Annotated in this window: 1 protein-coding gene (running past one end of the window); it reads right to left on the bottom strand. The window is 71.5% G+C overall.

Features of this window, described 5'->3' with window-relative positions:
• On the bottom strand, positions 1-12,906 hold the 5' portion of the coding sequence (locus K8638_RS18770; RefSeq protein ID WP_223755925.1) for an Ig-like domain-containing protein. Its footprint begins 19,125 nt before the window's first position; only the first 12,906 of its 32,031 coding nucleotides appear in the window; the start codon lies at positions 12,904-12,906; its stop codon lies beyond the left edge, outside the window.

Here is a 12,906-nt window from a genome sequence, read left to right as displayed (position 1 = left end):
CGCGAACGGGTTGGAGATGTCCAGCTCGAAGACCGTCGCCCGGTCGTACTCGCCCTGCTTGTTGCGCACGCCCGCGCCCAGGAAGAGCCGGTCGCCGCCTTCCAGCGGGTAGGAGATGGAGAGCAGATCCCCGTCCCGGTAGTCCCACTTGCCGACGATGCGGTCGTCGACCCGGTCACCATCCTCGTCCACCAGCTCGTTGCGGCGCTCGGGGGGAATGGGCGTGCCGGCCAGCCGGCCGCGCGTGTAGAGGCCGGACACGTCCACCACGCGCATTCCACCCTCGCCCACCATGTAGACGTGGTCGCCAATGGACACCATGTCGCGGATCTCGCCCTTGAAGGCGACCGCGGAGTCCGTCGGCTGATCGAACACGAAGGCATCCGCCAGCGTGTCCCGCGGGCCGTTCGGGTGCACCACCGTCACGTCCACCGCGCCCCGCAGTCCGTTGGGCGTGAAGGCCTCGATGCGGCCCATGCCGAGCACGCGCACGAGCAGCGCCGGCACCTCGCCGAAGAGCACCTGCATGGGGGCGCTGGTGGTGAAGCCCGCGCCCTCCAGCAACACCTTGGTGCCGCCCGAGGACGGGCCCCGGCCCGGAGTGACGGACACCAGGTCCAGGGGCTGGGTGTAGAGGAACGCGCCCGCGCGGATCAGCGTGCCACCCGAGGGATTGCGCACCTCGAGCGTCGCCGCGCCCGCGGCCGTCGCCTTCGGCGTGAGCAGTTGGACTGTCGTCTTGTCATTCGAAACGGAGACGATGGTCGCCGGCGTGCCCGCGAAGCGCACCTCGAGCTCCTTCTCGAAGCCGGTGCCCGTCAGGGTGACGAGCGTCCCACCCGCCACCGGGCCCTCGCGAGGCTCGAGCTTCGAGAACGTCATCGGCACGACGTCGTTGCCGCTGGAGGTCTCGAACTCCGACGCGAAGCGGCCCGCCATCACCGAGCCGTCCAGGCCGGTGAGGCCGGAGACCACCACCCTGTAGCGCGTGCGCGTCGCGAGCGGCTGGCTGGGGCTGAGGCGTGCCTGGGTGCCTTCGGTGCCCAGGGGCGCGACGCTCGCCGTCACCGGCGAGCCGCTGGCGGAGCCATCCAGCTTGAAGAGCTGCACCGTGAGGGGGGACAGCCCCTTCACCGGCACGTTGAACTCCAGGTCGATGGGGTCCACCGGCCGCACGCCCGTGGCGTTCGGCTGCGGGTAGACCGCCACGACGATGGGGAACGGGACGGCGATGACCGCGAGCCCGTCGTTCGGAGCCGTCTGACCCGCTCCGACCACCTTCACCGCGCTGATGGAGGCGGCCACCACGCCACGGTCGATGGCCACGTCCGCCAGGGAGGTGGCGGGCCACAGGTCCACCGCGTCCACGGGGAGCGGCGCCGCCGGCTCCGAGGCCACGGTGAGCTGCACCACGCTGCTGCCGGCGCTGGCGCCCAGGTGCGGGCCCAGCCCGGACATGAAGAACCGCGTGCCCACCAGCGCGGGCACCTGCGCCACCTTGCGCGGCAGCGTGGCCGGCAGCAGCGACACCGTGTGCGCCTGGGTGGCCGCGGACAGGCCGTTCGTCCCATACAGGGCCAGGTCTCCCAGCCCCTCCGTCTCGCCCACCACCGGGAAGCCCGGCCGGGCCAGGTCCACCACGAGCGTGGACGCCTGCTGCCCGATGGCGGCGTTGAGGACGGCATGGCGGCCCATCGCCCGCACGCGGGTGATGGAGGCCGTCTTCAGGGTGCCGCCCATCAGGAACGACTGAATCGACCCGAGCAGCGCCGGGCGCTGCGGGTCCGCCAGCGAGAAGAGCGCCAGGCCCCCGTTGCCCGCGGCGACGAGCGCCAGGTCATCCACCACGGCCACGTCATGCGCCTGCCCCTCGTAGGGCAGCGCGTACACGAGCTTGGGCGCCGTCGGAGTGCTCACGTCCACCACGAGCAGCGACGGCCCGCCCTCCCCCACCATGTCGACCGCCGGCAGATCCTGCGCGTCGGCCACCACGTAGGCGAGCGTGTCCCGCACGGCGAGCGCCTGGGGCTTGTAGGGCGGAGGGAAGGACACGCCGCCCATGACGCTCGCGGACTCCGGGACGGCCACGTTGACCACCGCCAGCGCGCCCTGAGTGCTCTTCTTGAGCACCTCGATGACATCCGCGCCCGCCACGATGCTGGCGTCCGACAGGACATACGCCTTGCCCCCGGTGAGCACGAGCTGCCCGGGGCGTCCCTGCGGCAGCCGGTCCGCCGGGCGGCCCTCCTTGCCGTCGATGGCCGGGGTGTAACGGGCAATCCGCCGCGTCACCTCCAGGTTCGAATAGAGGAAGGCATTCTCCGCCACGGCGCGCTGGCCGTCCGGGTTGATGACGATGATGTCCGCCGGCCCGAAGCTGCCGTCCGGCGTCGTCACCCGCATGTGCCCGGGGGACAGGACGGTCGCCGACAGGGCCTTCTTGCCCAGCGCGCTCTCCGCCGCCGCGCCCCGGAAGTAGACCTCCGCGCCGAACTGGAAGCCCGCGCCGGACAGCTCCACCTCTTCATTACCGCCCAGGCTGCCCACGGCCGGGGTGGCGAAGTTCACTTGCAGGATCGGCATGTACACGAAGCCACCCAGCAGGCTCCCCTCGAGCCCGCCCGGGTTGACCACGGAGACACGCACCGGCCCCTCCACCTGCTGCGGCGTCCGCGCGGTGAGGAAGTTCCCCGTCTCGTCGACGACGACCTCGGTCGCCTCCGCGTTGGAGAAGTACACCCGGGCACCGGGCTGGAAGTGCTGGCCGTCGATGCGCACGCGCGTGCCGCCGTCCACCGGGCCGGCGCGCGGCGCCACCAAGCTCACCACGGGCAGGACACCCTCCTGGGTGCGGGTGCGGAAGCGCGCCATGAAGCGCTTGCCCAGCTCGAGGCCCAGCGTGCTCTTCACGGTGGGCTCCACGGTGATGGAGTACTCCTTGCCGCGCTGCAGCTTCGTGCCCGCCGGCAGGGTGAGCTCGATCCTCCGGTCGTCCACCGTGCTCACCGCCACCGTCACCCCCGCCACCGGGTTGCCGTTCAGCAGGCCCTCGCGCAGCACCACCGACGCGCCGGAGACCGTCGCGGCGTCGAGCGGCTGCGAGAAGCCCACGGACAGCGCCGTCAGCTCCGGCGCCCCGAGCGCCACCTGCTCCTCGCCCTCGGCGGGCACCGAGTCCGTGACGATGAGCCGCGGCAGCGTGTACTCCGCCACGCCCTGGTGGCCGAAGAGCGTCATCGGGCTGCCGTCCACCATCAGCACGTCCTGGGCGGCCGGCACGTTGGCGCGCACGAACGTCGTCGCGAAGCCCTTGTCGTCCACCACGGACGCGGACAGCAGCCCCTTCACCGGCCGCGCGTCCTGGTCGATGAGCGGCACCGTGGACACCGACACGTTGCCGGACGAGGCGATGGAGCGCTGGCCGGTGGCCAGCAGGTCGCGGCGGCCGGGCATGTGCGGCAGCAGCGAGACGACGCGCGGCGTCCCCTTGAGGTCCACCACCGCGAGGGAAGCCGTGGCGCCCTGGCAGCCGACGTAGGCGCGCTCGCCCACCACCGCCACCGTCTCCGCGCCACCCGGCAGCGGGACGAAGCCCAGCTCTCCCAGCTCCGGGTCCAGCAGGTCATGCACGCGCAGCCCGGCCGGGCCCGCGGCCACCAGCAGCCGGTTGCCCGCGACGGCCACGTCACGCGCCGTCCCCGTCACCGGCAGCGTCGTCAGCCGCTGCGGGTAACGCGGGTTGGCCAGATCCACCACCACCACCCCGGACTCACCATTGGCCACGAAGGCCAGCTGGCCCCCGGCCGCCAGGCCATTCGTCTCGGGGCCGGGCAGATCGATGGAGCCCTCGCGGAGGATGTTGCCGGCGTTGCTCACGTCGAAGACGGTGAGCTGGCCGCTGCGGCCCACCTGCGGATTGCGAACGAGCACCAGCGCCAGGTCCCCGTGGAAGAGCGACGCCTCCACGTTCCCGTCCAGCTGGGTCGCCGAGATGGGCTGGAGGCGCTCCTCGGTGACGCGGAAGAACTCCACGCCTCGCCGCACGGAGGCCCCCTCCGGCAGGCCCCAACCGCCCACCACGCCCAGGCCCGCTCCGTCCAGCGCGAGCCCGCCCAGCCGGCTCCCCTCGCCCAGCGCGCCGAAGGGCCGGTAGGGCGCGCGCGCGGGGCGCATGCCGCCCTCGACGGTGACGATCTGCGAAGTGCCGCTGTTGTGCGTCAGGTCCCTCGCGCGGGCCTGAATCGTGCGCGTCTGCCCCGCCAGCGGCGTGGGCAGCAGCCAGGTGTAGCGGTATACGGGCCGGCCGGCGGGCCCGGGCACCGGCACGCCCGTGGTCCCCACCTCCTCCGTCACGGTGCCCCCGTCCGGCGTCGTGGCGCCGGCGATGAACGCCACCTGGTCCACCACGGCGTTGTCCTCGGCGAACGCGGACAGCTGCAGCAGCTCACCCTCGGTGACCACGTCCAGGTCCGGCGGATCGACGAGCTCCACCTCCGGAGCCGTCGTGTCGGCGATGGTGCCCACCACGCGCTTCGCGGAGGCCGTCTCCTGGCCCACCTTGTCCACCGCCACCGCATGGAGGGTGAAGGTGCGGCTGCCACTGCCGATGGGGGCCGTGAAGCTGGCGATGTAGACGTTGGGCTTGCCGGGGATGCCCGCGGGCGCGGTGGACGTGGCCACCTTGCGCCCGTCCACGAAGAAGGACACCGACGCGATGCCGCTGTCCACGTCGGACGCTTCCGCCTCCAGGCGCATGCGCGAGCCCTCGAAGACGGCCGCGCCTTCCACCGGCTTGAGCAGCGCCACGGACGGCGGCTGGTCCGCCACCACGTTGAACGACACCTCGGGGGACAGGGTCTCCTGGCCCATGGTGTCCGTCGCCCGCGCACGCAGGAGGAGCGTCTGGCCGACCTGCGACTTGTCGGCCACGTAGATGTGCTCGAAGGGCCGCTGGAAGCGCCGGCCCACCTCGACCAGCTTGTCGAGCGCGGGGCCCACCAGGAACGTCACGTGGGCCACGCCCACGTCATCCCCCGTCTGCGTGGTGAAGGAGCTCGGCAGCCCGGCCACCACCCGCGGGGGGGCGTTGACACCCACGGCCGGCGGAACGTCGTCGATGGCCTCCACCGTCACCTGGGCCGAGGCCGTGTTGCCGCTGACGTCGAGCGCCTCGGCGCTGAAGGCCAGGGACACGGGCGGGGCGTTGTCCGGTACCAGCTCCTTGGGCACGAGGTACGAGAAGCGGTACGGCGGCGCGGGAACGCGGGCCACCACCTTCTCCTCCCCCGCCCCCACCTTCAGCTTGAACGTCACGCCGGCGAGGCCGACGTTGTCCTCCGCGCGAGCCTCCACGTTGACGTACAGGCCCTCCACCACGCGCGAGCCCCCCGCGGGGGACACGAACGCCACCTCGGGCGGCTTCTCGTCCTTCACGACGGTGACCTGCACCGTCTGGGCGCGGACCTCCTTGCCGGACGAGTCGCGGGCGAGCGCGTTGATCGTCAGCGTGCGGGACGCCGACCCGTACGGCAGCGGCACCCGGAAGGAGTAGGGGCGCGTGGAGCTGGCGAAGTGCAGCGGCCCGTCCAGGCCGCCCTCCACGGTGGCCTCCACGTTCCGGATCTCGACGTCGTCCTGCGCGGCCACCAGCAGGGAGAAGTCCCGGCCCTCGGTGACGATGGCCCCCGCGCGCGGCTGCGCGATGGCCACGGTGGGCTTCTGGTCGCCCCTCACCGGCAGGATGACGGTCTGCGAGAAGACCTCGTGCCCGAAGCTGTCCACCGCCTTGCCCCGCAGCTTCAGGGTGGTGGCGTCCGCCGGCACGTTGACGATGAAGTTGAAGGGCGGCGTGTACAGCGTGGCGTAGGCCGTCGGCGAGTCGTCGAGGAACAGCGACACCGCGGTGACGGCGACGTCGTCTTCCGCCGCCATCACCACCGGCAGTGGGTTGGCCGCCACCGCGGGCGTCCCGTCCGACGGAGACACGATGGACAGCGCGGGCTCACGGTCCCGCACCACGTCGATCTGCTGGTACTCCAGCTCGCTGAAGTTCCCGGAGACGTCCCGGGCGCGCGTGGCCACGAAGTACGGCACGATGTCCAGCCCGCCCAGCTCCGCCAGCTTCGGCACCGTGTGCTGGAACGTCACCACCGGCGTGTACACGTCGAAGGGCGAGCCCGGCAGGCCGTTCTCCGGCGGGAAGCCGCCGGCCACGTGCACCAGCTCCAGCGCCTCGGCGCTGGGACCGGCGTAGATCTCCACCCGGTCCACGAAGGCATTGTCATGCGCCTGGACCTGGATGAGCACCGGCGTGCCCTCGATGATGTCGCGGCCCAGGCTGGGCCGCAGCACGCTGGTCACCGGAAGGCGGGTGTCCTCGGCGATGCGCAGCTTGCGCTCCACGGAGGAGCGATTGCCCTCCAGGTCGGTGGCCTCCACGCGCAGGTGGACGAACGTCTCCGTGCGGGTCGGGTCCAGCCGCACGAAGCCCGGCGGCAGCGACAGCAGTCCGCGGAAGGTGCGGTAGCGAGAGATGTCCTCGGGCGCCACCCGCATGGCCGCGAGCACCTCGCGGATGGTGACGTCCGAGGCGACGGGCTCGCCCTCGTCGTTGAAGAAGGTCTGGACGGGCTTCCCGTCCCCCTCCTGCATCTGCATCGCGGGCTGGCCGTTGACGAAGAACTGTACCCGCGTCACCTTCGTGTCATCCGCGGTGATGGCCCCCAGCCGGAGCTGGATGCTGCCCTCCACCAGGTAGGCCCCCTCGGCCGGCTCCAGGATGGCCAGCTCGGGCGCGCGGGGCCGGCGGCCCTCGATCACCAGCCGCGCGCTCTGCTCGTGGCCCTCCGTGTCCCTCACGATGATGGTGAGCACCGTGGGCTCGCCGTCCGGTCCCGCCGGCGGCTTGAACGTCACGGACTTCGACGTGCTCTTCACGGGAGGGAGGAAGTCGCCGCTCCCCGTGAGCACCTGCCCGTCGTAGTTGAACGTCACCGAGGCCACGCCCACGTCGTCCTTGAGGGACACCGTCAGGGTGGCGTTCTCCTCCTGCAGCAGGCTGATGAAGCCGTTCTCCAGCTCCGTGCGGTAGAGCGTCTCCCCGGTGGAGACCAGGCGCTCCATGACCAGCGTGGGCGGCGCGTCCGGGACGATCTGCACGAAGGCCGGGTTGGACACGGCCGTGTTCGAGGCCCGGTCCGTCACCTCGGCGTAGAGCTCCGCCGGGGCGAACGCGCTCTTGCTGACGCGGAACTCCACGTCCTGCGACGTGCCCACCAGCATCACCTCGCCCTGCGACACGCCGTCCATCAGGAGGCGGACGCGGGCTAGGCTGGCGTTGTCCGACACGCGCACCTTGACGGGGAACTCCTGGCCAGCCACGGCGGACGCGCCCTCGGCGAGGCCGATGATTGCCACGCGCGGCTTCTCCGAGTCCGGAACCGCACGGAAGGGGCGCGGGTCACGGGTGATGGCGTTCTGCGTATCCACCGCGATGGCGGTGAGCAGCGTGTCACGAGGCGCCCACCCCGCCGGGATGCGGAACGCCACCGGACGCGTGACGGGCTGGCCCGGCCGCACGTCCGTGGCCAGCGGCTCCACCGCGAGCCGCTGGCTGGCGGCCACGGCGCGGAGCTGGTGCGCCTGGCCGGACTGGTACCGGAGGGCCAGCTGCGAGACGAGCAGCGGCCGTGCGTCGCCCTCGGCGGGCTGCAGCTCCACGAGGACCTGCTCCACCTCCACCGCGTCCGCCGGGAAGCTCAGCACGGCCGCATAGCTGGTGCCGGCGTTGAGCACCACGTCGCGGCCCTGGGCGAAGTCACCGTTGCGGAAGAGCGCCTTGAACTCGTCCAGCTTCGTCTGGTTGGCGGGCGTCAAATTCGCCTTGGGACGCAGGTGGTAGAAGACACGGGCACGGGCGCCCACGCCGTCATCCGGCACCGCCAGCGTCAGGACCTCGGGAGCCCCGTCCGGCTTCAGCGGTGTATGGGGCGTGACACGCACGGCGCCGGCCTCACCCGCCACCGCGAAGACGGCGGGTGCACCCAGGGTTCCGTTGGAGTTGCGCTCCGCCCCGAAGGACAGGGTGGCGCCCGGCACCGCGTAGTCCGAGGCATCGAAGGGCTCCGCCGTTTCGAGCACCGGCGCGGCGATGGAGAACGAGGTCCCGGTCCCGCCCTCCTGCTTCACGGCCGACGTGGAGGCCACCCACCAGGCGGCCTTCAACCCCACGTCGTCCTGGAACTCCACCGAGCCCTGATACCGCTGCTCCTCGACGAGGTCTCCGCCCGCGGGAGACACCCACCGGACGAAGGGCGGCGCGTCCGGCACCAGCGTGCAGGAGTACGTGGTCACCGTCGTCCGCTGCAGCGTGTCCACGGCCGTGGCCTCGAAGATGACGGTGCGGGGCTCCGCGCCCTCCAGGGGCGGAAGGGTGAAGGGCCCGCTCAGGCTGATGCTCGGGGCCGTCCCGCTCTCCGGCTGCCGGGTGAGCCCCGTCACCGCGCTGTTGTTGAACTTCACGGACAGCGTCTCCACCTGGCCGTCATCCGAGGCGCTGACCCGCAAGCCCACCTTCGAGCCGGCCACGCACGTCTGCGCGCTGGGCGCGCCGTCCAGCGAGATGCGGACGACGGGAGGCAGCTTGTCCTGGAAGGCGACGATCTCGAAGGACACCTCGGAGGTGTCCTTGAGGTTGCCCGCCGGGTCATACGCGCGCGCCCGGATCTTGTGGATGCCGGGCTGGAACCGCGTGTCACTGGACGGCCTGAAGGGAACCGTCCCCGAGAAGGTGCCCACGTAGCGGCGGCTGACCAGGATCTCTCCGGGGCCGAGCGGGTTGGGTGCGCGAACCTCCTCGAACTCCTCGTGGGTGGCGCGCAGGAACGGCGTCTCCGGCTGCGGCGACGGCAGCTCCTGGTCGTCCAGCATCACCACGACGCGATCGACACGGACGTCGTCCGACACCTCCACCCGCAGGCCGAGGCTGCCCCCCTGCGCCACCTGCAGCACCGGCTCCCCGGCCCTGGCCGGCAGCGGCGCCGCGAGCAGCGCCGTGGGCTGCTCGACATCGTCCGCGATGTCCAGGGTGACGTCGGCTTGGCCCTCCTGGGGCTCGGGGCTGACGTCCTTCGCGGCAATGCCCACCGAGCGCGCCGAGGCCGGCGTCGAGGGCGTCACCACCGGAGCGCGGACCACCATCTTCTGCTGGATGGCGGGGTTGATGGGGCCGGTGAACTTGCCGGAGGTGACGCCGCCCGAGCGGGCCGCCACGCTCGCCACGCCTTCATCATCCGCCACGGTGAAGGTGACGGTGACGTCCTGGCCCTCCTTCACCGGGGTGCGGGGCGCGGGCGTGACAATCGATACGGTTGGAGGCGTGTTCGCCACGGCCTGGAGCACGAGGGTGCGCTCGGCGGTGCGGTTCCCGCTGTCCGCCACGACGGCGCGCAGGGGCAGCCGCTTGCCCGCGAGCTCCGCGGGCACGTCCAGCTTCCACTTGAAGAGCTGGTACAGGCTGCCGTCATGGACGCCGCTGATAGGCCCCGAGCCCACCAGCGTCTCGGTGGCGCTGGGATTGTCCGGGTCGTTGGGGTTTCTCAGGTACAGCCACGCCTGCTTCACCTGCACGTTGTCCGTCGCCACCACCTCCACGTCCACGCTCCGGCTGGGGCCGGCGTAGATGCGCAGGCCCTCGGAGGGGCTGCGGAAGGCGACGAGGGGCGGCTCGTCATCCGCCTTCACGTCCAGGGTGATGGAGACTTCCTTTACGTTCTTTTCGCCGGCGCTGTCGGTCACCTCCGCTCGCAGCGTGAGGGGCCCCGGAGCCGACGGCAGCAGCAGGTCGAAGCGGTACGGCGGCAGCATGGCCGAGCCACGCAGCTGCGTCGTGGTGCCGCGGACCTCGTACAGGTCCACCCGGGCCACCGCCACGTCGTCGTCGGCCTGGAGCAGCACGGGAATCGTCGTGGCCGCTGTCACCTCCGTGCCGGTGAGGGGGCTCACGAACTCGACGGTCGGCGGCCCATCCTCGCTGAGGTGGACGGTGTGGGAGACCTGGTCGTGGTTGCCCGCGACGTCGTACGCGCGCGCGGTGATGATGAGGCTCTCCCCGGTGAGCCGCTCCTGGGGGATGACCACGTAGCTGATGTACGAGCCCGGCACTCCGGCGTTCTCGCCGGGGGATTCGTCCGTGAAGAAAGGCTCGGTCTCCCCACCCAGGTAGACCTCCACCCTGGCCGGGTCCACGTTGTCCAGGCCGGCCACGGTGACGAGCAGGCCCTGCGAGTTGGGCACGCGAACCCCGTTCTTCGGCGTCACGATGGACACCGAGGGCTTCGAGGTGTCCCTGCTCACCGTGACACTGATGGGGCTGCTCTCCTTCGGATTGCCCTGGGCGTCACGCGCGACGGCCGTGAGGGTCAGGGTCATCGACTCGCCCGAAGGAGTCGGCGTGATGTAGGTGGTCCGGTACGGCGGCGTGCTCGACTGGCCCACGGCGGTTCCGTTGACCTTCCACGTCACCTGGGGGGCCTCGCCGCTGTCGTCCGTGGCGGCGGCCGTGAGGAAGATGGGCGTGCCGCCCACGAAGGTGGACTGATCCGTCGGAGAGAGGATGGACACGGAGGGCGGCCCGTCCGCCTTGACCACCGCCTCGAAGCCCACCCGCCGCTCCAGCCCGGCGTGATCGATGGCCTGGATCTCCACGTTCGCGCGCTTGCCAACGAGCGCCGCGGGGGGCGTCCAGGCGAGCTTGAAGTCCTGCGAGCCCATGGCCGTCCCGGCCAGCCCGCCCTGGTCCAGCCGCGCCGTGGCGACGGAGCTCCCGTTCACCAGCAGCGCCACCTTCACGCCGAAGGACAGCGCATCGTCACCGACGGTGCCCTCCACGGACAGCGGAATGCCCGCGGTGACATCCACCTCGTCGCCCTGCGGCATCCGGCGCGTGATGAGGGGCGGCGCATTGGCCACGATGCGCACGAGCAGCGAGGCGCCTTCCGCGGTGGCGCCGTACCGGTCCACGGCCGTGGCCTTGATGGCGGCGGAGGTGCCCGCGGTCCCCGGAGGCGGCACATAGTTGATCTCCCACAGCGGCACAGCCACCAGCTCCAGGGGGCTGGAGTTGGGGATGGGGCGCATCTCCACCCGGGCCGTCTGCGAGGAGCCGATGGGCGCGCCGTCCACGGTGAAGCGCACCACCTGGAAGTCGAGCGGCGACAGGCTCTTCGACTTCCAGTCTCCGCTCGTCACGCGGATGACGTGCGGCAGGCCCTCGATGAGGTTGCTGCCCGCCTCGGGCGCCTCGTAGACGACCTTGCGCGTGCTGGGCCCGGCGGGAGGCACCACCTTCACGCCGAGCTCGACCGCCTCCTTCGTCTTTCCGCCCGTGTCCACCACGATGGCGCCCAGGCGCAGCGTGGTGCCCGCCACCGGCGGGGCCTGGATCTGCAGCACATAGGGGGCGGTGTCATCGATGGCGGTGGGAACGTCGTTGATCCGGAACTCGACGTGCTTCACACCCACGTCATCCGTGGCAATGGCCTTCACCTCGAAGCTGCTGCCCGCGGCGATGGAGGTGGGCCCGGACAGGCGGATCTTCGGCTCGCCGTTGGCCGCGTCCACCAGGCGGGTCGCCTCCCAGAGGACGTTCTCCGAGGTGGTGTGCCGCGCGGTGACGGTCACCGTCCCCGGGCGCTTGGAGGTGGCCTTGCCGTCCGCGGAGATGGTCACGATGCTGGTATCGCTCGACTGCCACACCGTGTTCAGCGCGGCGGGGGTCAGGTCCACCGTCCGCCCGGTGACGGAGTCGTCCAGCAGTCCCTCGAGCCGGAGCTGCACGGACTCGCCCACGTTCGCAATGGTGACAGTGGCCGGGGCGATCCGGACCGCGGCGATGCGCGAGGGGTCGGTGACGAAGACAGGCACTTCCGCCGTGCGCTCGGCGTAGGTGATCTTGATGGTGGCCTCGCCCTGCGCCAGCGCGATGACCTCACCGGACTGCGTCACCGAGACGATGCCGGAGTTGCTCGACTCGTAGACGACACCCCGACGGCCGCCGGACAGGTCCACTTCCCCCGCAACGGCGAAATTGCCGAACACCTTGAGCTGCTCACGCTGGCCCACCTGGTCCATGAGCAGCGACCTGGGCTGCGGGGAGAGGGTGAGCAGCGGATCGAACGAGGCCGAGCTGGTGAACTCGACCGCCGAGGTGTGCACCGTGCGGCCGAAGGCGTCGCGCAGCGCCACGTCCGCGATGACCACGCCGTCCGGGGGGATGGTTCCATCCACCGAGGGGATGAAGAAGCTGATCTTCCCGGGCGAGCTGGCGCGCGGGCGGCCCACCATGCGGCGGGCGGTGGCGAACGCGTGGGCCTCGGCCTCGTTCAGGTCGCCAAACACCGTGCGCAGCGCCAGCGCCGAGGCGCCCATGACGGACAGCTCGGCCTCGGCCACCTGGCCCGAGTAGTTCACGTCCAGCACGATGCCGCCCGCGGTGGTGTCCGCGCGCACTTTGATGGGGGTGGGAGCGAAGCCGGGGGGGCTGGCCTTGGCGTCGAAGGTGGTGACGAGCTCCGCGCCAGGCACCGAGTCCGCGCCCACGGGGGTGGCGGTGACCTTGAGCACGCCGTCCTCGGGGAACGGCATCTTCAGGGGCACGAACAGGTGGAAGGGCACGGCACCGGCGAAGTCGCGCTCCACCAGGAGATCGGTCAGCGTGGCGAAGGTGCCCTTGCTGGCGGACACCCCCTCGACGCTCACCTTGACCTGGATGGCCTGCTGTTCGACGTCGAAGCCGATCTCGGCGCTGGTCACGCCCGGGCGCAGCGGCGCGAGCGGATAGGCCCCCGTGACGACGGGCGGCTCCGCGCTCGCGCCCAGGGCAAAGCCCAGGCAGATGACAGCCAGCAC

Origin of the sequence: Myxococcus sp. RHSTA-1-4 (genome assembly GCF_020037125.1) — a bacterium.
GTDB lineage: Bacteria > Myxococcota > Myxococcia > Myxococcales > Myxococcaceae > Myxococcus.
This window is presented reverse-complemented; position numbering and strand designations above follow the sequence as displayed.